Source organism: Marinobacter arenosus (assembly GCF_019264345.1).
In the GTDB taxonomy this organism is placed as follows: Bacteria; Pseudomonadota; Gammaproteobacteria; order Pseudomonadales; family Oleiphilaceae; genus Marinobacter; species Marinobacter arenosus.
The window spans coordinates 1,395,021-1,416,038 of record NZ_JAHVAO010000001.1; the positions used below are offsets into that span (position 1 = coordinate 1,395,021).

The following is a 21,018-nucleotide window of genomic DNA, read 5'->3' on the forward strand; positions in this document are numbered from 1 at the left end:
ATCTGTGGATAACGTTGTTAGTAGCGCGAGGAAACCTGGCGGGAAACGCCTTGGAGCAGGGATTGCGGGGAAGCGGCCAGATATTGACCGAACGTCGAACGCACCGGCAGCGGACCCGCGGTTACGCCCGCGAGCCCGCCCTGACCTGTGTGATCAGCCGTGGCGACGGCGACGGGCCACGCCCATGCCGAGCAGGCTCAGCCCGAGCAAGGCAATGGAACCCGGCTCCGGGACCGAGGCGGTCACTTTCACGTCATCGAGGAAGTTACCGACGGTGCCGGTTTCGGGGATGACCGAGGTAAACGTCAGGGTGGTCAGCGCGGATGAGGCAACGAAGCTGCCCGTAAAGATGCTCCAGGCGCCGACAACGTGATCATCCAGGTTCCAGGTCATCCCTGGCATCACGGAGACGTCGAAGCTCTCGCTGTTGCTCTGGCGAGCCCGATAGGCAAAGCTCAGATCGTAGGACTGACCGATGGTGGTCGCAAAGCTCTGGAAAATACCGAATTCGCTGCCACTGTATGGGTGCGCGTTCAGCTCCGCGAACTGGCTGCCTTCGTGGGCGGTTACGCCACCGTAGTTGTCCCAGATTTCAATATTGTCCCCGTCCCAGCCGTCGACAGCGCCGGAACTGAAGTACTGCCAGCTTCCGGCCGCAACGTCCGGCTGTTCAAAGCCACCGTTAACGATGAGATTGGCGCTGACTGGTGCTGCAGCAAGAAGTGAAACGCTAAGCGCGCTGACGGCGGCAAGACGACCGAAAAACTGCATGATGGATTCCTTTGTTGGCTGAGTTCCCTTTCCGGAACAGTCAGCAATCGGGGAACCAACTCTTAAATCCTGATTATCTTTCATACAGTTAGCGATACAGACGCGACACATTTCCGGCACACCTGTAAATTAACCTGACACCTGCTGTTACAGGTCTGTGACGCTTTCAGAGGCTATCCCGGTTGCGCGGCCAGCCCATCGTCAATGGCTTTTGCCGCCAGAAGGGCCGGGCGATCGCTCAACCGGGCGACGTAGGCCTCAAATTCCGGCCGCCGGGTAATCGAGCCGAACTCCATGCCCCACATCAGGTGCGACCCCACGTAAACGTCCGCGGCCGAGAACCGGTCGCCCGCCACGTACTGATGGGCCGAGACGGCACCGGTCATGGCGTTGACGGTTCGCTCGTAGGTTCCGTAACCCACCATCCGCTCCTGGTCCCGTCTGACTTCCGCCTGCAGAACGCGGTCCATGACCGCCGCCTCCAGGGGCCCGGCAGCGAAGAAGAGCCAGCGGTAATAGGCCGCACGCGCCGCCGGTTCCGGCGCGAGACCAGCCTCGGGGAACGCATCGGCCAGGTAGGCGCAAATAGCCGCACATTCGGTCACCACCTCCCCCCGGTGAACCAGTGCCGGCACCTTTCCCATGGGGTTGATGGCGAGATAGTCCTCCGACTTCATCTGGGTGTCGTAATCCAGCAGGACTTGCCGATACTCCACACCGACTTCCTCCAGCATCCAGCGAACAATCCGTCCTCGGGACATGGGGTTGGTGTAGAAGACAAGATCGCAGTCTGGAGCGTCGGTAATGGCCATGGCGAGGCCTCCTTGAGGGCTGAGGATTCACAAAGACTAGCCGATTTCCGATCGTCCTCAAGCCGAGTCGCATTGCACGGGTATTCCGGGAGAATCCAACTATCCTTACCGGAGGGTAGATTCGAAACCGATTGGAGCACCCGGCCATGAAACCTGAACTCCCGAGATTGCCAGAGCTCAAGCTTGATGTGGACCATCGCATTCCGGCCTCCTGGGATTTCGACACCGGGGTGAGCCTTATCATCCTGGTGCCAGAGAGCAACCACAACGCCCTGGGCAAAGCCCCCTGGGCCGATTACCTGAAGCTGCGCCTGGCCGATTTCCCGGACAACGCCAACCCCATGCTCATATCCGGCCCCAGGGGGACCCGAGCCGCCATTGCCTTCGTGGCAGACGACGTCGGCGGGTTTAAAGCCCTGAGCCAGGCACGCAAACTGATCGAACCGCTGTTGGCGGAGCGCTCCCGAAAGATCAACGTGATCTCCCTGCTCGAGCAGGAACAGGCGGGCTGTGTAATGGCGGAGGCCCTGGTCGCAGCAGCCTATGCGGCCCTGTTCCAGCCACCCAAAATTTCCGATGACGTACCCGACAAACTGCCGCTGTCGGCCATGAACTTCTTCGGGGGCTTCGAGACCGCCGACTTCCGGTACGTCAAAGCGACGGCCGAAGGCAATAACCTGGCCCGCTGGCTGACCGAACTGCCGGGCAACTACCTGACGCCAGGCATCTACCGGGAATACGCCGAAGCACTGGCCAAGGTGGAGGGCTGGGACGCCCAGTTCTACGACCTGGACCAACTCGAACGGCTTGAGGCCGGTGCGTTCCTGTCTGTGGTGGAGGCCAGCCCGAATCGGGACGCCGGCATCCTGCAGCTGCAATACCGCCTGAAAGGATCGGGGGATAATCCGTTAGCCCTGGTCGGCAAGGGCATCTGTTTTGATACCGGCGGCAGCAACCTCAAGGTGGGCGGCAGCATGCTGGGCATGCACGGCGACATGCAAGGCAGCGCGGTAGCACTGGGCACCCTGCTCGCGCTGACCCGCCTGAATTTCTCGCAACCGGTGGACTGCTGGCTGGCCCTGGCGGAAAACCACATCGGTTCCAGGGCCGTGAAGTGCAACGACGTGGTGACCGCCATGAACGGTCGAACCATCGAACTGATCAACACCGACGCCGAGGGCCGCATGGTGCTGGCCGACACCCTCGCCCTGGCCTGCCGGCGCAAGCCGCGCGCTATCCTGGATTACGCCACCTTGACCGGCGCCGTTGTCTCGGCGCTGGGGCAACGCATGGCCGGCGCCATGACCAACCGGCGAAACTGGATTGAGCCCATCATACAGACCGGTGAACACTGCGGTGAGCGGGTGTGGCCCTTCCCCTATGAAGACGACTACGACGAGGACCTGAAATCGGAGGTTGCGGACACGCTGCAATGCCGCACCGAGGGCGCCGGCGACCACATCTACGCGGCGCGGTTCCTTGGAAAGTTCGTGGACAAGGGCGTCGACTGGGTACATATGGACATGGCCTCGACCGGCAGCCGCAAGGGCGGGCTGGCCCACATCCCCACCGACCATCAGGGGTTCGGGGTTCGCTTTGGGGTTGAGTGGTTCAACCGGATCGCCGAGGGCATTGTGTGACCCCCATGCCCCGCCCGGTCAATTAACGGTCATATTCCCGGAACCCGCGATTTCAGGCGCTCCAGGCCACATGTCCTTACGTTGCCAACAAAGTTATCCACAGATTTTGTGGGCAAGTTTTCGAGCCTGCGGGTGGATAACCGGTTTTCATACCATGTTATTGGTTGCGCCCATCACAGACGTCAAATGATTCCGTGGCATGGGGCGCGGCACTGAGCTAAGCTCTTGTTTTATCGATTTATGCGCTGTTCGATTGACGGTTCTGAGTCTGTAATAACGACGCAGTCAACTTTCCGCAAGGACGAAGCGCGCTGCCTGATTGCTGTAAAAAACTTATATGGATCTATCTAGCTACCATCCTTCGGCTATCGCAATCGCCATCGTCCTAGCCACAATGCTTACCACCAGTTTTGTGCAATGGACGTTCTTGATTAAGTTGAGGCGGCGCCATTCTTTTCAGTGGCGCCATGCTGGAACGCCTACCATTTGGAGCGACCAAAGCTTCATGAGTGCATGGCCTACTATCCGGTATCTTCAAAACCAGAGTTACTGGAGTAGCGGTGATGAAGCAGGTGCACATTTTTGCCACCGATTTCGTTTGCCCATGGTGCTGGGTTATTGGCTAACTATATTAGTGTTCGTTGTTGGTGTAGCCGTGGTATTTAAATACGGGTTGCCAGCATCCTGGGACTAGTTTTTAACAAGGTGGTCAACGGGACGCCAACTCCGCTGTGCGCCGTTGCCGCCCATTACCACTGGCGTTGACCAAAGGAAAATTCCCCTTGAAACCCGATTTTACTGTTAGGAATGAAACAAGCGTCGACGTCAGCGCAATTAGAGAAGTGACAATCGCTGCCTTCAATACGCTGGAGATCAGCAACCACACGGAGCAATTTATAATTGAGGCGCTGCGCGCTGAAAATGCCCTCACGGTATCGCTGGTCGCGGAGATGGATGGCCGAGTAATTGGTCACATTGCGTTCTCGCCCGTGACCATTTCCGACGGCACACCGGACTGGTACGGACTTGGACCTGTTTCGGTCTCGCCGGAATACCAGCGTCAGGGCATTGGCAAGGCTCTGATCCGCGAAGGATTGGCGCAACTTAAAGAGATGCATGCTCGCGGCTGTTGTCTCGTAGGGCATCCGGAGTACTACAAGAAGTTCGGATTCGACATCTTTCCAGAACTTATCCATAAGGGAGTCCCACCGGAAGTCTTTCTTGCAATGTCTTTCGACGGGAATATTCCCCAAGGCACTGTCACTTTCCACGAAGGATTCAAAGCGGATGGCCAACAAGAGCATGCAGGCGAAGCTTGACAGCGCGCCTGACGCTCGGCGTTATGTGTGCGAGATAGAAAGGAGGAACTGATGAAATCCATTACGACCTCGCTCATGTTTGTCGGAGAACAGGCCGGGAAAGCCGAGGAGGCGATCAAGTTCTATACCTCTCTATTCCCTGGTTCAAAGATCATTGATCTTCAACGCTACGAAGCTGGCGAACATGAACCGGAAGGTTCTACCAAGATGGCCAGGTTTACGATAAACGGCACCGAGTTTATGGCGCTGGACAGCCATCTTGACCACCAATTTACCTTTACACCCTCGATGTCATTGTACGTTGAGTGTGAATCAATGAGCGAAATAGAGAAGGCATTTCAGGCCCTCGCCGAAGGTGGCTCAGAGCTAATGCCTCTGGATGACTATGGTTTTAGCCAAAGATTTGGATGGTTGAATGATAGGTATGGCGTTTCCTGGCAGCTCAATCTGTTGAGCTAGAGTGTTGGCAGCATCAACACATAATCATGCGCAGCACGACGCAGCCTCCTGCTGCTTGAAGCTCGCAAGCTCGCGCCGGTTTGCGCGGCGTTAAGGCAAAAGGAGGTTGACCGATGAGCACGTCGGCTCAGGTACTTGGACTCTTCATCTCTTGGGCGCTTCTACTTGTCGTGCTCATGGAGGCAAGTCGCTGTTATTTCCTCATCAAAGGTCGCATTCGTTCCAATGAGTTCAAGCCGGACAATTCGAACTTACCCCCCTTCATGCAGCGCTTGGCCAGAGCGCACGCGAACTGCATTGAAGGCCTTCCTGTTTTCGGTGGACTTCTAATCTTGGCACTCGTGACCGACCAAACCGAGATCACGGACGCCTTGGCACCATGGTTCTTGCTCGCGCGAGTGGCGCAGTCAAGCATTCATGTCGCCTCGTTGAGCGTGGTCGCGGTCAATGCCAGGTTTGCCACCTTCGTAGTGCAAGTGGGCATCGCGTTGTATTGGGCATGGGCACTGGTCTTAAGCTAAATCGCGCATCAACCATGAATCAAGCTCAGCTATTCCAAAATTGGCAAATTCCGTTTATTCCTATGGGACGAGAATGTGTTGTCTCAAGAGCTAAAGCTGCTGAAGTAATCAGGCAAATATATAGTAATGGTTTCGTCTTTCTAGGCTACGACGCTTTTACCGTTTTTCCCGACGGCAGGAGGCAACCCATAACCGATTTTTGTGCATCTTTTTATGCAAACGATCAACCTCGCCTCGATGAAGCATTGAACTCGCTGAAAGAAGCCCCTTCGCGGGTAACACACTATGTCTTTATCTTTAGGTTCAGCGTCTAACAAGGCGAAATACTCGCGTGCTTTGCTTTAGATACCACTAGGAAATTTATGAGTCCTCCATTCGTCTGCAGAATTTGTGGCGAAGCAATACAGATTGGCCGGCACGGTAGCGGTTGGCGCCACGCCTCTGGTGGACATTCAAATCACAGAGTTATCAAGACCGCGCGTGAGGATTACCGTGAGCAGATTCAGCGTGAAGATATTGGCGCTGGTGGTTTGCGGCCTTACGGCGAGAAAAACGATAAAGCCTAAGACTACAAGGACTAAAGTATGTGGCCTGTGCAGGCACGGGACACTACTTTTCGTCGTGCGTCCCGGTTGTCGGCGTAATCCCCCCTCACCGCCCATGCGCCCCACGGCGCAGCCAGTTGTGCACAAACGCCAGTTTCTTCTGCGCCGTTTCCGACAGCACAAACGGATAGAGATCCGAGAGTCCCATTGACCGGTTGACGTGGTTGACCCGGATCGCCAGTGAAGCGGCCACGTTGATCAGCTTTGCGGTGTCCGGTTCGGCGTAGGGGTCCCAGCGGGCGCTGGGCAGCTCTGGTGAGGACAGTCCAGAGGCCACCGCGCTGTCGGTGATGTCCGTCAGGTGCAGCAGGTGGGCCGCCGTCTCTGCCCAGTCTTCATGGGGGTGTGCGGATGCGTAGGAGGTCAGGTACGAGTGCTCCCAGCCCGGCGGCGGTCCTTGATGGTAGTGCCGTTGGAGTGCGGCCGGGTAATCCGCACGCTCGTCGCCGAACATGTCCCGGAAGGCGTCCAGGAAATCTTCGCGCAGGCTCAGGCGCCACCAGAGCATGTGGGAGATCTCATGGCGCATGTGGCCAACCATGGTCCGGTAGGGTTCCTGCAGCGCCTGCCGGCGGGTGGCTCGCACCACCGGGTCGGCTTCGGCCACGCTGATGGTCACCACGCCATTGGCATGCCCCATGGCCACCGGCGTCAGCCCCTCTGCCAGCATGTGGAAAAGTGGGCGTGTGCCCGGGTCCTCCGGGCGGAACCAATGCCAGCGGCCGAGGTTATCGAGCACCCAGCGTTTCGCGGCCTCCGTTTCGGCCCAGTTAGGCATGGCGTTGGGAATGCTCGGATCCGGCGCCAGGGCCGTCATGGCGCAGGAGGCACAGAACGCCCCTTCCCTGGGAGCGATCCAGTTGCAGCCGATAACCTCACGGTTAGCACAGAACGGTCGCATCGGCAGGAAGGCCCGTGCCTGGGGATCGTAGGCGACGGGCGTTCCGTCGGCGGTGGCAAGGTTATCGAACCAGAGTGACCCGGAACCGAGCGGATTTGAGAATACCTGCATGCTGCCGTAACTCCTGATGAGTGGCGCGGTATGGGGGCCGGCGCGAAAATCTCTCACCGGACTCCATCACCGTACAACCGGCAGGCAATCGGATTCAATGGGAAACACCGCCTGGCGGCCGAACTAGCGATTTGCTCCGGGCGATTCCGGCGCCCGCTGAACGGTTCGGTACATCCACGCCAGGCCAAGCAGGGCAAGCCCCAGCCCCATGAAGGCGGCGACCCGCCAGAGCCCCTGAAGGCCGGCCATGTCGATGAGAAAAATCTTGGCAATGACGATCCCGAGCAGTGCCATCCCGGCCTTGTAGAGGACGAGGTTGGCCCGGCGGGTTGAATAAATGATGGCGGCGATGGCGTACAACATGCCGATGACCGAATAGCTGTACAGCTCGCCCTCGGTCATGCCAAACGACGCGGCCATCTCACTGCCCTGCCACAACTGCCGTATCTCCATGGCGGTAAACAGCAGGAAACCGGCGGCGGCCACGCACAGGGACCCGAGCCGGGGCGCGAGCCGAGGGAACCGGCTGACCATGAGCGCCACCAGAACCGGGCCACCGAAGGCCGGAAGGAGCAGGTTGAAGACCGGGGTGTCGCCAATGTTGCTGTCTGACCACCAGGGATTGAGCAGGGTCAATATCGAGAGGTAGCTCAATGCGGCCAGCACAAGGAGAATGCGGGCGAACAGACGATACAGCCAGGCCAGCGTCTGGCTCGCCCCGGCACGCACCATGTAGGTGACGCTGAGCGATCCCCAGAGCAGCGCGTTGATTGCGGCTTCGGTCAGGCTGTACTCGTGGGCAAAGATATCACCGTCGTAGAGCCAGTAGCGCAGCTCGGTGCCCAGGAACAACACCAGCAGGTGCAGGGTTGCCCCTTCCAGCCACGGGCGAATGCTGTGCCCTTTCACCGACAGTCGCGTTGCAATCGCTGCCAGCAGCGTTGCCCCACCGTAGGTCCATAGCGACCAGTGCACATCGTCCGCATAGCCCTGCAGCCAGGGGTTGAAGGTCAGCCGCGCAACCACCAGCGCCAGGGCGCCTTTCAGGAGCAGATACAGTTCCTGCATCTGGTAACGCCGGGCCAGCCAGGTGAGGCTGACGAACTGGACCGAGAGTGCCAGGGTCAGCGAGGCCTCACGGACGATCATCACCGCCGCGAGGGTGTAGCTGACGTGCGCGGCGAGGATGGCCCAGACCACCCCATTGCGGAACGATTGGCGGCGTTCCATTTGCCATGCCAGCAGGCCGTAGACGGCCCCGACCAGCAACGTGGATACGGCCCAGACTGACGACGTCTCGTAGCCGTGCAGCAGCAACCAACCCAGAACCAGCCACACCAGTGGCGATAACAGGGTCAGAGAGGCCCAGCGCCGCTGGTCGCTGTGGCGCACCCACTGCCAGAGCCCGACAGCGACGGTGAGAATGGCCGCGGCCACAAGGTACCCGAAGAAGCCGCCCTGCTGGTACGCCGGCCAGGGCGCCAGATACCCGTTCCCGGGGCCCAGGCTGCCCCGGAGCATGAGCCAGCCGGCCGCGCTGACCACCACGCTCGCCCAGGGTAGGTACCAGAACCCACCGCGGCTCTGGGGAATCAACCCGGCGACCGGAAGAATCAGCAACCAGCTCCAGTACACGGGATTGGTTTCCGGCTGGGCGGCCATCGACATGCCCCAGGCCGCCAGTAACGGCAAGAAGGCCTGCCACCGTTTCTCCTCCCCAACCCGATGATTGCCCTGCAAGACCCCAAAGGCCACCACCAATCCCGCCAGGTACCAGGGTATTGACGCCCCGACAGGCTCCGCCGAGATCCCCAGAAACCACCACATCAGCGCCCCGGCCAGGGTGGCGTACCACAGCCAGTCGCGGAACACGTAACGCATCAGCAGCAGGGAGCTCAACGTAATCAGGAAACTGTACGCCAGCACAAAGGCGACACTGCCGTCGTCGCTACCGATCAGCAGGGGCACCAGATAGGCACCGCTCAACCCCATGATGGCGAGTAACGGGCCATGGACCAGCGACAGGGCCATGGTCACCAGGGACACGGTCGCCAGCCCGACCAACCCCACCGTGGTACTGATAAACCCGAAATGGTGCACACCGGCCAGCAGGGCCGCGTACAGCGTGATGCTGCCGCCACCGGCCAGGGCCGCGAACACCTGGTCCGTCCCCATGTGGCGGCGCCGAAGAACTTCCGCGCCAGCGTGCAGGGCAAGGCCGCTGATCAGGGCCAGCATCAGTTGCTGCAACGGACCAATCAGGCCGGCATTGATGGAATGGCTCACCATGAAAACGCCGGCAAGGCCGACACTGAGGCCGCCCAGCCAGACCATCCAGTTGTCTTTCAACGCCTGAATGAGGTGGGCAGACCTCGGACGTTCTGTTGGCTCGACCGGACGGGCGTCGGGGGCATCAGGCTGGAAAGCCGCCGCCTCGGGCTGGGGTTCGGGTATTGCCGGCTCGTCCAGGCTCAATGTGGCCGCCTGCTCCGGCTCGCCGGACTGGCGTCGAAGACGGGCCACTTCCTGTCGAAGCTCAAAAAGTTCACGCGCCAGCGAATCCAGGCGGGTGGCCTGCTCACGGCGTTGTCGAAATGCCAGGACACCAAGAACGGAGCCAACTGGAACCAGAATCACAACGCCAACCGCCAGCAGAATCAGTACAACTTCCAAAGCCCCGCTCCCTCTGTTACAACCAGGCCATCAAAAACTCGACAGTTCGTCTTGCAGGTCGCGTTTCAATTCTTCCGGCTCGGTTATCCAGAGGGCGCCGTCATGGCCCGGAAACACGCCGATCTCCAGGCCATCCCGCGTCAGGCCGGGTACCCACTTCTTGAAGAAATCCGGCAGGGAAATGCTTTTTGGCGAGAGCCCATCCGAGCCACTCGCGTAGTTCGCCGCAAAAGCGGCGCTTGGCCATACTGGCAAATGCGACACACCGTCCTCTTCCGAAACAATTTTCAGAAACCGGTTATCGGCATTCACCAGAATCCAGATCTCGCGCTCTTCGAGCACTTCACTCAGAAAAAAGTCATACCGCTCTTCGCCGCTCAGCTCGAGTACTTGATCTATCGGGTCACTGCTCATGTGTCTGGACTACTCCCCCGGTTAACGCCCTACGTCTCTCGCTCAGGAGACTAGCACGAATCGCCCCGAAACCATCCCTTCCGGTTACAGATCAATGTGCTGAATGATCGCCTTGTGATCCTGTCGTGCCAGATCCTTGTCGATGGACTTCACCACGGCCGCGAGGCAATCCTTGCTCAGATGGTGCCGCAATACCCCGAGGAAATTGGGTGGCGCGATCAGCACCAGCTTGTCGAAGCGCCCCTCATGCCGGGCCTTCTCCAGTTGCTCGCTGAGCTCGCGAGCAAAACGCTCTTCCTCCGGATCGTCCGACTTCTCCCGGTCATAGCTCTGGTGGCCGCCAACGCCACCGTGATCGCTCCCCGGCCGGTCCGAGTATCGTTCCGAATCTCTCAGGCGACCTGCCGGATGCTCTTTGGTCATGATTTCATCCAGCGTTTTCACAGGCGTTGTCGCCTGAAACAACGTTGCCTGTGCATTGTCCGCCACCAACACGTACAACTGCTTTCTGGCCAGCGGGTCTTCGCTGTCTTGGTCCATGGCTGTGCCCTCCGAGTATTTTCTTACTCCATCTTTCACGATAGCACTCCCCCGGGCCGCGTCAAAAAGGTCGCGGGCCGCGGAACGCGGCCGGTTCGGGCGTTACAATTCCGTGATGACGGACCGCCATCGGGAGGCGATACTGAACAGAAGCTGAACTATGGTGAAAGGAGTCAAACCATGAAACGTTTCATCCTCTCTGTCGCGTTCGCTGCAGTATTTCTACCGGCACACGCCGCCGAATTCGATGTGGAAATTCACAACCCGACCCGAGGCCTTTACTTCACGCAGCTGCTGGTCGCGGCCCACGCGCCGTCCATTTCGCTGTTTGAAACCGGCGAGACCGCATCCGCTAACCTGCGGGCGATGGCCGAAACCGGCAATCTTACCGGATTGATTGCGCTGCTGAACGCCGCCGGCGCCACCGTTGAAGAGGATCCAGCCAACGGCCTGCTGGCTCCGGGGGCAACCACGGTTGCCACCATCAACACCGGCAACGCCGTGGCGAACACCGAGCTATCGATTGTCGCCATGCTGCAGCCCAGCAACGATGGCTTTCTGGCGCTCAACAGCCTGACGGTCCCGACCGAGCCGGGCACCTATACCTACGATCTCAACGCATACGATGCCGGCACCGAAGCCAATAACGAGCTGCGCGGCACGAACTCGTTAGGTCAGCCGGGCATGCCGGTGCCGCCCGAACTGGATTCCGAGCTGGGGAACAATGGTACCGGCGCGGCCAGTACCGTCGAGGGGTACGTGCACATTCATCGCGGAAACCTGGGCGATAACAACCCCAGCGGCGGCCCCAGCGATATGGTCAGCACCCTGCACCGGTGGCTGAACCCGGTGGCCCGCGTCACCGTGACCGTCAGATAACCCGGAGGTGCGTCATGGCATTTCGTACACACACGGTCTTGCTGCTGCCGCTGGTGATGCTGGTCGCGGGATGCGGTTCAAGCGATGACGACGGCAACTCGTTGGTGAGTGCGCGCAGTTTCCAGTACCAGGTCACCATCACCAATCTGTCTGCCGGCCAACCTTTTTCGCCGGCCGCTGTGGTCATCCATCGGGCCGAATGGCAAGCCTTCACTCTGGGTGATGGCGCCTCGGTGGCGCTGGAACGACTGGCGGAAAGTGGCGACAACAACGCGTTTCTTTCCGAGGCCGACACGGACAACGGTGTGCTGGCCACCGAAACCGGTACCGGGCCAATCGCCCCGGGCGCGACCACCGAACTATCGATATCCGCATCGGCAACGTCCGACGAGGGCCTGCGGCTGACCTGGATGTCCATGCCGGTGAACACCAACGATGGTCTGGCGGGCATCAGCAGCATCGACCTCAGTGACCTGTCGACCGGCGACAGTCGAGTCTATTCTGCGATCACTTACGATGCCGGCACCGAGGCCAACAGCGAATCCGCCGATACGGTGCCGGGCCCCGCCGCCAGCGGTCTTGCCGAGGGCTTTAACCCGGCCCGGGATGATGTTCGCGACGAAGTCTACATCCACGCCGGCGTGGTCACCCAGGACGACGGGCTCGACACCTCCACGCTGGAAGGCATTCAGCGCTGGGAGAACCCCATTGCCCGTGTCCGGATCGAGCGGCTTCAATAGCAAACGGCCACCCGCGTGGGGTACGCGGGTGGCCGTTCGTTCCGTGCTTAGATCTGCTTGCTGACCATCTCGGACAACACGCTTCGATTACCGTCGATATCCAGGGTTCGCATGGCAAAATACCAGGTACCCTCGCTCAATTGGTCCACCAGCAGCTCGTCGACTGACGCGTCACCAATGGCGATCGAGTGGTCCAGTGCGTCGGCCGACTGGCCGTAGACCACTTCGAAGCCCGCGATCTCGCCCATGCTCAGACTCTCGCCGTTTTCCCGGGTCAACGGGGCTGTCCAGCTCAGCAGGGCGGCGTCCGCAGGAATGGTCGGTTGCGGCTCAGGTTCCGTGGTTGGCGGCTCGGTGGTATCGGCGACACTGGTGTCTCCGGAGTCGGAACCGTCATAGACGTCGGCAATGGTTTTGAACCGCTGGACATTGCGGTACTCCACGATCACCAGTTTCTGGCTGATGATGCTTGATTCTGTGGTCAGTTGAAGCTCAGACGCCTGGGCAGCCGATGCAGCAACAATGTCCGCAAGCGCCACCGTCGTCCCATCACCGGTGATATCGAGCTGTCCGCTGGCCATGATTTGTGCCGACATGTCGTTCAGGACATCGGAGATGCTCTGCCACTGGGCGTTGTCGTTGACCAGCGCCAGGAACGCGGCATTGGTGATCGCCACCTGAAGGGCATCCGCCGACACTTCACCCAGCTCATCAAGGCGGGTCAGATCGGGTGGCACCAGGCTGAGTGCGCCCGCTGACAATCCGAACCAGTTTTCGACGGTCTGATAGCCTTCGGCCAGCGCGGCCGGCGACAGGCCCTGGTCACTGCGCTCCGCCAATGTGACGGCCAGGTGGGTGAGCGGCGTCAGATGCACGGTTTCGGTGGCAAGGTCACCGGCGCCACGCAGAACAAATTCGCCGTCCAGCGACAGGGTCTGACCGAAGGCCACCTGGCTGCCGCCGACCTGGTCACAACCCGGGACCACGTCACACACCATCCGGGTGCTGCCATCGGCGCGCAGTTCAACCAGCGCCCAACCACTGGCCTTGCCCCGCAGTTGCAGCTCGTAGCTGCCGTCGTCTGCTGTGCGGACCGGCTTGGCGGCCAGGCGATCCGGCGCGTAGTAGCCGGACTTGTCTTCCAGCAAGCGGTTCGCGGTTACCACGCCCTGCTGGATAACCCCTTTGATGGCGGCACCCGCAACCTGTGCGGTCGGCTCGCCAGCGCCCGAGGTTTGTGCCTCGGTGACACGGCCATTGTCCGAAGCATCCAGACCGCAGCCCGAGAGAAAAGCCGCCATGGGGACCAGCAGCGCACCTTGCTTCAACAGTTTTTTGCCGAGTTTTGACATGATTTTGCACCAGAATATTGACATCTGAGGCAAATCATAGCGCCGATACCGGCGTTCTTTTGAGAAACGACTCCTATTTTGACGGGCATTTTTGTCAGAAAAACGTCACTTACAGTCGAAAACACGATGACATGGATTGTAACGTCAAAAATATCGACAATAGTGTCAGCAACTCACTGTCTTGAATGGAAAAAAACGCCGGGAACAGTGAGCGCTCGATTCAAGGGCCGCCACCGCGAGGAAACCCGGTTTACAAATCGAAACAGCCAAACTCCGCTCACACACCCGGTCGGCGGGGATTCACGGGCAATTCCGACAAATGTCCGACCAGGCAGAGCGTACTAAACTGAAGATTGGCACCGCGCCGACCGATGGGATGACCACAGCCATGGCAGACACCCAACAGACTCCCGACACTCAAACGGAGGGGGCAGATGCTCCCACCACAACCGCTCTCATCGAGGCCATCAACCTTCGAAGCATGGCGCTGATCGTATTGACGGGCATAGCCACGCTCTTTTTCATCGACTGGGCCCAGGCCGTTCTACTGCCGCTGGTGGTGGCCGTACTGATCAGCTACGCCCTCGACCCTCTGGTTTCCACACTCGACCGGATCCGGATTCCCCGCCCGCTTGGCGCGGCCATCGTTCTGTTTGCGTTGCTTGGTGTGATTGCAGCAGCCAGTGTGCCACTGAAACAGGAAGCCACGGCCATGCTCGACAAGATCCCGGTGGCCATCAACGAGTTCCAGCGCAAGGAAGCCCAATCTACCGACGACGAAGAGGGGCTCATGGAGAAAGCCCAGACGGCCGCCAAGGAGATCGAGGCCACAGCCGCCCGGGACCAGAAAGACACCATGGTCACCCAGCCGGGGGTAACGCCGGTCAGGGTGGTCGACAAGCCCATGGATATCCAGGAGTACGTGATAAAGGGGTCACCGGCCGCGCTGGTTCTCGTGTCCCAGGGCTTTTCCGTGCTGTTGCTCGTGTATTTCCTGCTGGCCGTGGGGTCACTCTACCGGCGCAAAGTGGTCAGAATTTCCGGGCCTTCCTTCGGGCGCATGCGAAAAGCGGCCAGGATCATGAACGAGCTGCACCAGCAGGTGCGCCGGTTCCTGTTCGTTACGGTCATCAGCGCGCTGTTCGTGGGTATTGTTACCTGGCTGGCATTCCTGGCGCTCGGCATGGAGCAGGCCGCCCTGTGGGGTGTCGTGGCCGGCGTCGCCAGCGGCATCCCCTATCTGGGGCCCTTTCTGGTGTTGATCGGCACCGGCCTTGCTGCGTTTATTCAGTTTGGGGAACTGAACATGGCCATTATCGTGGCGGGGGTCTCACTGATCATCACCAGCATACAGGGCAACCTGCTGACGCCCTGGCTGACCAGCTATATTTCCAGCCTGAATGCGGTCGCGATCTTTATCGGGCTACTGTTCTGGGGATGGCTCTGGGGGCCGGTCGGCTTGATCGTCGCCACGCCGATCCTGATGATCACCAAGTCGGTCTGCGATCACGTGGTTAACCTGCGCGCCGTTGGCGAACTGCTGGGGAAATAGACCTGCCTGAGCGAAGGTGCCGCTCGAGTGGTTAGCCGACCTGATCCGATCCTGGCGTTTGGCGAGGCCTCGCAGCGCCAGCGGACGGCTCGAGTTCGGACTGTTTCATCAGCTCCATACCGCCTTTCAACAGCAGGGACCTGAGCCGTGGATCGCCCTCTTCGGCCAGTCCAAGCGCAAACGCGGCCAATGCCGATTCCAGCGGGTTCTCCTGAATCAACGTCCGCAAAGCGGTAAGCGAAGACGCCGGGCTCGACTTGGGACCTTTCGCTCGTTTTGATGCCGAAACCGGACGTGTCATCTGCCAGAAAAAGAGCACCAGAATCAAGACACAGGCCGCGCCCACTACCGCCATGCTGCCCGCCTCACCCAGTAGGGGTGCCAGCGCCGTGATTGAGGCTTGGACTAACAGGTAGAAACCGGTGAGAAGCAGGGCAGCGAGCAAGACCACGGCAAGCATAAAGCCCGTGATCGCGGCGACGGTCTTGCGCACTACCCCCTTTATTGTTGCAGAGTCGATCATCGTCAGCGGTCGAGCAATTTGCCAACCAGAATGCCGGCGAGGAACATGATCAGGATGCTCAGGAAAGGCCGCTCTTCAATCTTGTGTTCCACATCGTGAATGGCTTTGTCTCCGGCATCTTTCGCCCGGTTCAGGGCATCATTGCCCCGACTCCTGACCTGATCCAGGGCTTCCCGGCTTTCGCGGCGAATCTCGTCCCGAAGACTGCTGATATTGCTCTTCTGACTTTCGGTTACGGTTTTCGTCAAAGTGGCCAGATCTTCCCGGAGCTTCTGTAAATCCTGCTTGACCTGGTCGTATTCGTCCTGACTGGGTTTCGCTTCCATTTCCTGTCTCCTTCTCCCGTAGATTTACCATCGATAAACCTTCTCCGAAGACCAAGCCACCCCCCACTCATCATCGCGCGGGTGACCCTCGAAGGACTCCTTTCAAGCGTAGCACACAACCTTGCGCACCACGCCGGGGAGCAAAGGATATCAGCCTCTGGATGATGCCATGGCCGTCAGCCGAAATACTCCTGCATCCAGTCCACCAGGGTCTGAACCGTGACATCCGCCATCGCCATGCTCTGGAAACTCTCCCCCACTTCGTCTTCGATGGTCACGAACTGGTAGAGGAGGTTGCCCGGCTGCTCGTCGTGGAGGATCAGGTTGATGCGGCGTCGGGTGCGCAGGCAGTCAATGGTCATGACATCAGCGGGAATGCCGGCGTCGCGCATCCCCCGACGCACCTCCACGACCGGATTGATGTGTTCGTGCGCTGCCTGGATTCGGGTGTGCGCATCGCTTGCCATGTCAGACAGGGCTTTCAAGGGATCTTCGGACATTCGTTACCGCCTGGGTGGTGGTGAGTTTCATTCGCTGATCAGTCGGGAAAGTCTAGCGGACTGGGCTCCCAAATCCGACGCCGTAACCGCTTGATGTTGTTTGTAACGTTTTTCGCGAGCAGCCTCTGCAAGAAATGGAGTTGCCTATAATCTGCCCACGCAATAAGAACATAACACTCCCGGAGGGATACCCTTTGAACGGCTGTGCCTTCTCAGGTGGCGGCCGAAGCATTGATGACCCGACCAGCTTGAGCTGCGCAAATCGCTGGCCATGCCGGTGATGACCCACTGAGCGAGACGCGCAGGCGAGGAGCTACGCGCTGCTCGCCTGCGTCAGTCGACCGGCCGCGATTGCGGCACAAGGCAGTTCATAAGCGTGATCGAGAGATCCCGAAACACGGCCTTGGATGCAACGAGACCTGGAAACCTGTCCGCTGCCGCCCGGCGACAGGCGGGTTCACGGGCCTCACTGCCATCAACACACTCAGCATGGGCATCACTGCCGGACGCCGTCCCGGTCGCCTCCGCACAAAGCCCGGGAACCTCGCCGACCACCCAGTCAACCACGGTGCCACGCTCGACCGGATTGGCCGCCAGATTGGTGAAGCGGCTGGCCTCGACCGGCTCCGGCTGCTCCCGGGTCTGGTCCCAGACGACAAACACCAGGGCCGCTGAAACCAGAACGACGGTAACGGTGGGAAACTTCATGGCTGGGCATCCGAGTTGGTGAAGTGAACCCGGGATAATAAAGGCTGGGCAGTGCAACGCCAACCCGGCCTGTTTTCACAAATCACCGGCAAGGCGCTTGCCGGCCATACGGTCAGGTGTCAAGCTTCGCCGTACTTTCAAACAGATGACCAACTGAACGCTATAAGGAAACGTTGAATGGGAAGCTCAAAACTCGTCGGTATTGTCCTGCTCGTGGTGGGCATTGCCCTGCTCTATTTCGGCTACCAGTCCACCCAGTCTGTGGGTAATCAGCTGACGGAAACCGTCACCGGCCGTTTTACCGATGAAACCATGCTGTACCTGATCGGCGGTGCTGCGGCTGCGGCGGCCGGTGCCTTCCTCACCTTTTTCAAGAAGTAGATGACACAGGAGACACCCTGATGACCCTTCACCTCGAACTCGCTCCCCTGATCAGCCTCGGTGCCGGTATCGGCATCCTGGTGTTCCCGAAACTGCTCAATTACATCGTCGCGGGCTACCTGATTGTCCTGGGCGTCCTCGGATTGCTCGGCCATCCCATGTAACGGGGCGCCGTCACGCGCTCGCTCGTAACACGCTCTGGAAGGCTTCCTTCACGTGGGTCGCCAGGGCGTCGTTGATCGGCGTGGATCGTCCGCGCACGAGCGCCAGTTGGTAGGAGCCGATAGCCGGCAGGTCCTCGTTGGGAAACTGTTTCAGCGGCGGTCGAACGAGGCTCTGGGGAAACGGCGCGACGGCAAGGTCTGCGACCATCGCGGCTTCCTGTCCGGAACAGTGCTCACAGGTGTAGGCAATCCGATAGGGTATGCCGGCCCGATCAAGCGCCCTCAGGGTCATGCCGCGCCAGGCACAGCCCTCGTGGGCCATGGCGATGGGCAGGGGCGTGCGCTGGAACGCCGAGCCACCTTCCCGGCCAGCCCAGACCAACGGTTCTTCATGGACCACCTCGCCACGACTTTCCCGTGCGGCGTCCGCCACCGTCACCAGCGCCAGGTCAAGCGCTCCGGCATCCACGCGGGCCAGGTTCTGTTTGCTGGACCCCACCACCACGTCCACGAGTATCGCCGGGTAGGAACGGGCGAACTGGGCGAGGACCTCCGGCAGTATTCGGGTACCAACGTCGTCCGACGTGCCAATCCCCACCTTGCCTTCCAGTGTCGGGGCGATGAAATGCTGGACGGCCTCTTCGTTCAGCCGCAGGAGGCGCCGGCTGTAATCCAGCAGAATTTCCCCTTCCGTCGTCAGTGTGACCTGACGGGGCTCCCGAATAAACAGGGTTTTCCCGAGGCTCTGTTCCAGTTGCTTGATCTGCATGCTCAACGCGGAAGGCGTCCGGTGAACCATCTTGGCAGCCCCGGTAAAGGTTCCGCATTCCGAGATCGCAACAAAGGTTCTGAGCACCTCGTTATCCAGTAACGGCATGTTCACGGGGCTTGCCTCCTCCAGCAGATTCGCATGAATACTGACTTAAGCATATCTGAAGGCAGGATTAAAATCTTTTCGTTTGTCTGAAGGCAAATGAACGGCCATGCTGTGTCATGCCGTTAAATTCACACGACCGATAGAAAGGTGACGACGATGCCCGAATTGAAGAGCCACCATCACACCGCCGCGCTTGGGCCTCTCTCCCACTGGATGGCGTATTACTCACGTCGTCAGCAGTTTCGGCGGATTGCGAAGACTCTGCTCGCAGAAAGGGACGAAATCCTGAAGGATCTGGGTTACGAGCGCCGGGAAATCCTGAGTGCCATGAACCTGCCACTGCGCAACGATGCATTGAAGTACCTGGAGTTACATCGCTCGAAATAACGACGGGCGGGGACCGACTGCGGTCGATGGGGTAAACGCACGTCGCGATCCCGCCGCCAACGGTCAATCGTCGCAGAGAAGCTCGATCTTGATTTTCGCCAGTTCCAGCGCGTCCATCGATTCCGCCTCCATCAGTAGCTGCTTGGCCGCCAGGCATTCCTCGGCTTCTTCCCGGGTTTCGGCGGCCACCGAGGTCACTGCGGCCGCGTTCTCCGGATTGCAGTAGGCCGATGTGACGCGGCGCAGGTTAGCGGTATCGCCGGCTTTCTCGACCGCAACGCAGTCGCCCGTGCGAATCTCTCGCTGGTCAGTGACCACCTGAACCATCCCGCTCGCGCCGAGATCCACTTCATATAGCATCCCGCGATTGCTGCCTTTGGAGCTGCCTGCAATGGCGCTTCCCGCAACGCCCCCGATGATAACGTTTCGGGCCTTCTTGCTCGAGGATTGCCCCTTGGCTGACAGCAGACCCAGTGAGCCGCCTACGATGGCGCCAGCGGGGACGGCGTTGCTCTGGAGTTCAACTTCACGTCCAGCCTGGACGATCCCATATTGCACAGTGACGTTCTGACCGGCTCGCTGCGCCACGGCCGATGTGGCTGACAAACCGGCAAACACGAGGAGCGGAAGGCTGAGAAACGGATTGATAACGAATCTTTTCATGGTCGTCTCCTTTCACCTGGACGAGACTAGAGTTCCACGTCGAAAATATCGTGTTGCCAGGGATACCCCGTCACGGCCTGGCTATATCCCAGGTCAAACAGCCTTCTCATATACACGGGATCGAAGGCCTCGGCCGAGTCGTTCTTGATATCGGCTGGGATATAAGCGAGGTTGAACTCCAAGTCGTCGAGTTGTGCGGTGGAATAAATACGAATCAGATCGCCAATGCCCTGTTGTTTGATCAACACGCCTATGGAGCGCCCCGCAATAGCGTTGATCTTGGGTTGAACGACGGTACTGTGTGCCTGGAGAGTACCGTTGCGTATAACAAACAGTTTACGGCGTCGATCGAGCCCCTCTTTCTCGGAACGTCGACCCACATTCATCCAGGCGGGGATAATGAAGGCCTGGGCAGCGATGCCGCCATCCACGTGCATTTCGCTGTAGCGGCTGCCGTCGATCATGACATCGATGTAGACGGGCGGAAAGGCCACGGGAATCGATGCTGACGCCACGAGAATGTCGCGAAACAGTTGCAGCGCGCTCGGCCTTCTACTGGCCGCGATTTCCCCCATGTCCCAGATAACGCCGCGACCGGCATCCAGGTTGGTGGTGCCGACCAGCAGCCGTCGCCCGCGACCGTGTTCGGCGGCGATACGATCGAGCAAGGTCTGATCAATGTAGGAGGCGACCAGTTCCTTTAACGGTGTTGAATCATTCAGGGCGTCACTGCGCATCGCTATGAGTTTGGAACGCTTCACAATGATGCTGCTCGTGTCGGTGGTGGTGTAGAGCTTCCTGAGGTACGGATCGTACTCGCTTCCAAGAAAGGCGAACGGCGCCATGAGTGCACCGGTGCTTATGGCGGTGACAATGGTAAATTCCGGTCGCGACCCTTCTGCAGACCAACCGTTGAGCAATCCCGCGCCAAAAGCGCCATTGGCGCCGCCACCGGACAATGCCAGGATATTCACATCGGCATCGTCGGCAACACCTGCCGCACGTTGTTGTGCCAGCACTTGGGCCAACACGTCGTTGATTTGGGATTCGGTCATCATGCCGGTAATGCGGGCATTGGGTATGCCCGCGATCTTCGCGTCATTCTCGCGACCCGCGGGCACGCCGTTGCGCTCGGGAATGGCCGAACAGCCCGCGACGAGTGCCATCGCGAGGAAGAGACCGGCTAATCCATGCAAAGTG

At 59.6% G+C, this 21,018-nt stretch carries 24 protein-coding genes; 10 read left to right on the forward strand and 14 right to left on the reverse strand.

Going from position 1 to position 21,018, the window contains the following annotated elements:
- Positions 1 to 153 precede the first annotated feature (153 nt).
- Positions 154 to 771 (reverse strand): PEP-CTERM sorting domain-containing protein, encoded by a 618-nt coding sequence (locus KXD86_RS06415; protein ID WP_218635222.1) that lies wholly within the window; start codon positions 769 to 771, stop codon positions 154 to 156.
- A 173-nt stretch (positions 772 to 944) separates the two neighbouring features.
- The gene (locus tag KXD86_RS06420; RefSeq protein ID WP_218635223.1) at positions 945 to 1,583 is read right to left on the reverse strand and encodes a glutathione S-transferase family protein; all 639 of its coding nucleotides are present in this window, start codon (positions 1,581 to 1,583) and stop codon (positions 945 to 947) included.
- A 146-nt stretch (positions 1,584 to 1,729) separates the two neighbouring features.
- Here KXD86_RS06420 and KXD86_RS06425 point away from each other — a divergent pair, with 146 nt between their 5' ends.
- The 4 genes from KXD86_RS06425 to KXD86_RS06440 all read left to right on the forward strand — a co-directional run bounded on the left by KXD86_RS06425 (position 1,730) and on the right by KXD86_RS06440 (position 5,522).
- A complete protein-coding gene (locus KXD86_RS06425; protein ID WP_218635224.1) occupies positions 1,730 to 3,223 on the forward strand; it encodes a M17 family metallopeptidase in 1,494 nt (497 codons plus the stop codon).
- 782 nt (positions 3,224 to 4,005) lie between these two features.
- Complete coding sequence (locus KXD86_RS06430; protein WP_218635225.1) at positions 4,006 to 4,542, forward strand: GNAT family N-acetyltransferase; 537 nt, start codon at positions 4,006 to 4,008, stop codon at positions 4,540 to 4,542.
- Positions 4,543 to 4,593: 51 nt separating this feature from the next.
- Positions 4,594 to 5,001, forward strand: a complete 408-nt coding sequence (locus KXD86_RS06435) for a VOC family protein (RefSeq protein ID WP_218635226.1) — start codon at positions 4,594 to 4,596, stop codon at positions 4,999 to 5,001.
- 113 nt (positions 5,002 to 5,114) lie between these two features.
- Entirely contained in the window at positions 5,115 to 5,522 is a 408-nt protein-coding gene (locus tag KXD86_RS06440) for an MAPEG family protein (protein WP_218635227.1), read from the forward strand.
- A 651-nt stretch (positions 5,523 to 6,173) separates the two neighbouring features.
- On the opposite strand, the gene KXD86_RS06445 is transcribed toward KXD86_RS06440, so the two are convergent.
- From KXD86_RS06445 to KXD86_RS06460, 4 genes are all read right to left on the reverse strand, one after another.
- The gene (locus KXD86_RS06445) at positions 6,174 to 7,139 is read right to left on the reverse strand and encodes a zinc-binding metallopeptidase family protein (RefSeq protein WP_218635228.1); all 966 of its coding nucleotides are present in this window, start codon (positions 7,137 to 7,139) and stop codon (positions 6,174 to 6,176) included.
- Positions 7,140 to 7,262: 123 nt separating this feature from the next.
- On the reverse strand, positions 7,263 to 9,812 hold the full coding sequence (locus tag KXD86_RS06450; RefSeq protein ID WP_218635229.1) for a DUF2339 domain-containing protein: 2,550 nt from the start codon (positions 9,810 to 9,812) through the stop codon (positions 7,263 to 7,265).
- 30 nt (positions 9,813 to 9,842) lie between these two features.
- Positions 9,843 to 10,226, reverse strand: coding sequence for a DUF2750 domain-containing protein (locus KXD86_RS06455; protein ID WP_218635230.1), 384 nt, complete (start codon positions 10,224 to 10,226; stop codon positions 9,843 to 9,845).
- Positions 10,227 to 10,310: 84 nt separating this feature from the next.
- Positions 10,311 to 10,766 carry a host attachment protein gene (locus tag KXD86_RS06460; protein ID WP_218635231.1) on the reverse strand — a complete coding sequence of 152 codons (456 nt, stop codon included), beginning with the start codon at positions 10,764 to 10,766 and terminating at the stop codon, positions 10,311 to 10,313.
- A gap of 180 nt (positions 10,767 to 10,946) precedes the next feature.
- Between KXD86_RS06460 and KXD86_RS06465 the strand changes: the two genes are divergently transcribed.
- Complete coding sequence (locus KXD86_RS06465; RefSeq protein WP_218635232.1) at positions 10,947 to 11,645, forward strand: spondin domain-containing protein; 699 nt, start codon at positions 10,947 to 10,949, stop codon at positions 11,643 to 11,645.
- Positions 11,646 to 11,659: 14 nt separating this feature from the next.
- Positions 11,660 to 12,385: a spondin domain-containing protein gene (locus tag KXD86_RS06470; protein ID WP_218635233.1), complete on the forward strand. Its 726-nt coding sequence runs from the start codon at positions 11,660 to 11,662 to the stop codon at positions 12,383 to 12,385.
- A 47-nt stretch (positions 12,386 to 12,432) separates the two neighbouring features.
- Here KXD86_RS06470 and KXD86_RS06475 read toward each other — a convergent pair whose 3' ends face one another.
- Positions 12,433 to 13,737 (reverse strand): hypothetical protein, encoded by a 1,305-nt coding sequence (locus KXD86_RS06475; RefSeq protein WP_228739335.1) that lies wholly within the window; start codon positions 13,735 to 13,737, stop codon positions 12,433 to 12,435.
- A gap of 319 nt (positions 13,738 to 14,056) precedes the next feature.
- Here KXD86_RS06475 and KXD86_RS06480 point away from each other — a divergent pair, with 319 nt between their 5' ends.
- On the forward strand, positions 14,057 to 15,289 hold the full coding sequence (locus KXD86_RS06480; protein WP_228739336.1) for an AI-2E family transporter: 1,233 nt from the start codon (positions 14,057 to 14,059) through the stop codon (positions 15,287 to 15,289).
- Between the two features lie 31 nt (positions 15,290 to 15,320).
- On the opposite strand, the gene KXD86_RS06485 is transcribed toward KXD86_RS06480, so the two are convergent.
- The 4 genes from KXD86_RS06485 to KXD86_RS06500 all read right to left on the reverse strand — a co-directional run bounded on the left by KXD86_RS06485 (position 15,321) and on the right by KXD86_RS06500 (position 17,346).
- A complete protein-coding gene (locus tag KXD86_RS06485) occupies positions 15,321 to 15,812 on the reverse strand; it encodes a hypothetical protein (protein ID WP_218635234.1) in 492 nt (163 codons plus the stop codon).
- Between the two features lie 2 nt (positions 15,813 to 15,814).
- Entirely contained in the window at positions 15,815 to 16,138 is a 324-nt protein-coding gene (locus KXD86_RS06490; protein WP_218635235.1) for an ElaB/YgaM/YqjD family protein, read from the reverse strand.
- Between the two features lie 176 nt (positions 16,139 to 16,314).
- On the reverse strand, positions 16,315 to 16,638 hold the full coding sequence (locus KXD86_RS06495; protein WP_218635236.1) for a hypothetical protein: 324 nt from the start codon (positions 16,636 to 16,638) through the stop codon (positions 16,315 to 16,317).
- Between the two features lie 333 nt (positions 16,639 to 16,971).
- Positions 16,972 to 17,346 (reverse strand): hypothetical protein, encoded by a 375-nt coding sequence (locus KXD86_RS06500; RefSeq protein ID WP_218635237.1) that lies wholly within the window; start codon positions 17,344 to 17,346, stop codon positions 16,972 to 16,974.
- Between the two features lie 177 nt (positions 17,347 to 17,523).
- On the opposite strand from KXD86_RS06500, the gene KXD86_RS06505 reads away from it, so the two are divergent.
- On the forward strand, positions 17,524 to 17,727 hold the full coding sequence (locus tag KXD86_RS06505) for a DUF3185 family protein (RefSeq protein WP_218635238.1): 204 nt from the start codon (positions 17,524 to 17,526) through the stop codon (positions 17,725 to 17,727).
- Between the two features lie 20 nt (positions 17,728 to 17,747).
- Positions 17,748 to 17,891 carry a DUF3096 domain-containing protein gene (locus tag KXD86_RS06510; RefSeq protein WP_218635239.1) on the forward strand — a complete coding sequence of 48 codons (144 nt, stop codon included), beginning with the start codon at positions 17,748 to 17,750 and terminating at the stop codon, positions 17,889 to 17,891.
- Positions 17,892 to 17,901: 10 nt separating this feature from the next.
- Here KXD86_RS06510 and KXD86_RS06515 read toward each other — a convergent pair whose 3' ends face one another.
- Positions 17,902 to 18,768: a LysR substrate-binding domain-containing protein gene (locus KXD86_RS06515; RefSeq protein WP_218636750.1), complete on the reverse strand. Its 867-nt coding sequence runs from the start codon at positions 18,766 to 18,768 to the stop codon at positions 17,902 to 17,904.
- 156 nt (positions 18,769 to 18,924) lie between these two features.
- On the opposite strand from KXD86_RS06515, the gene KXD86_RS06520 reads away from it, so the two are divergent.
- Positions 18,925 to 19,155, forward strand: coding sequence for a hypothetical protein (locus tag KXD86_RS06520; RefSeq protein WP_218635240.1), 231 nt, complete (start codon positions 18,925 to 18,927; stop codon positions 19,153 to 19,155).
- Between the two features lie 63 nt (positions 19,156 to 19,218).
- On the opposite strand, the gene KXD86_RS06525 is transcribed toward KXD86_RS06520, so the two are convergent.
- The gene (locus KXD86_RS06525; protein ID WP_218635241.1) at positions 19,219 to 19,818 is read right to left on the reverse strand and encodes a hypothetical protein; all 600 of its coding nucleotides are present in this window, start codon (positions 19,816 to 19,818) and stop codon (positions 19,219 to 19,221) included.
- Positions 19,819 to 19,844: 26 nt separating this feature from the next.
- Positions 19,845 to 20,984, reverse strand: coding sequence for a patatin-like phospholipase family protein (locus tag KXD86_RS06530; RefSeq protein ID WP_218635242.1), 1,140 nt, complete (start codon positions 20,982 to 20,984; stop codon positions 19,845 to 19,847).
- Positions 20,985 to 21,018: the final 34 nt, after the last annotated feature.

Bases quoted from the DNA above. Each gene is read 5' to 3' on its own strand.
- KXD86_RS06415 (WP_218635222.1), bottom strand. From the start codon at position 771: ATGCAGTTTTTCGGTCGTCTTGCCGCCGTCAGCGCGCTTAGCGTTTCA.
- KXD86_RS06420 (WP_218635223.1), bottom strand. From the start codon at position 1,583: ATGGCCATTACCGACGCTCCAGACTGCGATCTTGTCTTCTACACCAAC.
- KXD86_RS06425 (WP_218635224.1), top strand. From the start codon at position 1,730: ATGAAACCTGAACTCCCGAGATTGCCAGAGCTCAAGCTTGATGTGGAC.
- KXD86_RS06435 (WP_218635226.1), top strand. From the start codon at position 4,594: ATGAAATCCATTACGACCTCGCTCATGTTTGTCGGAGAACAGGCCGGG.
- KXD86_RS06440 (WP_218635227.1), top strand. From the start codon at position 5,115: ATGAGCACGTCGGCTCAGGTACTTGGACTCTTCATCTCTTGGGCGCTT.
- KXD86_RS06445 (WP_218635228.1), bottom strand. From the start codon at position 7,139: ATGCAGGTATTCTCAAATCCGCTCGGTTCCGGGTCACTCTGGTTCGAT.
- KXD86_RS06455 (WP_218635230.1), bottom strand. From the start codon at position 10,226: ATGAGCAGTGACCCGATAGATCAAGTACTCGAGCTGAGCGGCGAAGAG.
- KXD86_RS06460 (WP_218635231.1), bottom strand. From the start codon at position 10,766: ATGGACCAAGACAGCGAAGACCCGCTGGCCAGAAAGCAGTTGTACGTG.
- KXD86_RS06465 (WP_218635232.1), top strand. From the start codon at position 10,947: ATGAAACGTTTCATCCTCTCTGTCGCGTTCGCTGCAGTATTTCTACCG.
- KXD86_RS06470 (WP_218635233.1), top strand. From the start codon at position 11,660: ATGGCATTTCGTACACACACGGTCTTGCTGCTGCCGCTGGTGATGCTG.
- KXD86_RS06475 (WP_228739335.1), bottom strand. From the start codon at position 13,737: ATGTCAAAACTCGGCAAAAAACTGTTGAAGCAAGGTGCGCTGCTGGTC.
- KXD86_RS06480 (WP_228739336.1), top strand. From the start codon at position 14,057: ATGTCCGACCAGGCAGAGCGTACTAAACTGAAGATTGGCACCGCGCCG.
- KXD86_RS06485 (WP_218635234.1), bottom strand. From the start codon at position 15,812: ATGATCGACTCTGCAACAATAAAGGGGGTAGTGCGCAAGACCGTCGCC.
- KXD86_RS06490 (WP_218635235.1), bottom strand. From the start codon at position 16,138: ATGGAAGCGAAACCCAGTCAGGACGAATACGACCAGGTCAAGCAGGAT.
- KXD86_RS06495 (WP_218635236.1), bottom strand. From the start codon at position 16,638: ATGTCCGAAGATCCCTTGAAAGCCCTGTCTGACATGGCAAGCGATGCG.
- KXD86_RS06500 (WP_218635237.1), bottom strand. From the start codon at position 17,346: ATGAAGTTTCCCACCGTTACCGTCGTTCTGGTTTCAGCGGCCCTGGTG.
- KXD86_RS06505 (WP_218635238.1), top strand. From the start codon at position 17,524: ATGGGAAGCTCAAAACTCGTCGGTATTGTCCTGCTCGTGGTGGGCATT.
- KXD86_RS06510 (WP_218635239.1), top strand. From the start codon at position 17,748: ATGACCCTTCACCTCGAACTCGCTCCCCTGATCAGCCTCGGTGCCGGT.
- KXD86_RS06515 (WP_218636750.1), bottom strand. From the start codon at position 18,768: ATGCCGTTACTGGATAACGAGGTGCTCAGAACCTTTGTTGCGATCTCG.
- KXD86_RS06520 (WP_218635240.1), top strand. From the start codon at position 18,925: ATGCCCGAATTGAAGAGCCACCATCACACCGCCGCGCTTGGGCCTCTC.
- KXD86_RS06525 (WP_218635241.1), bottom strand. From the start codon at position 19,818: ATGAAAAGATTCGTTATCAATCCGTTTCTCAGCCTTCCGCTCCTCGTG.
- KXD86_RS06530 (WP_218635242.1), bottom strand. From the start codon at position 20,984: ATGGCACTCGTCGCGGGCTGTTCGGCCATTCCCGAGCGCAACGGCGTG.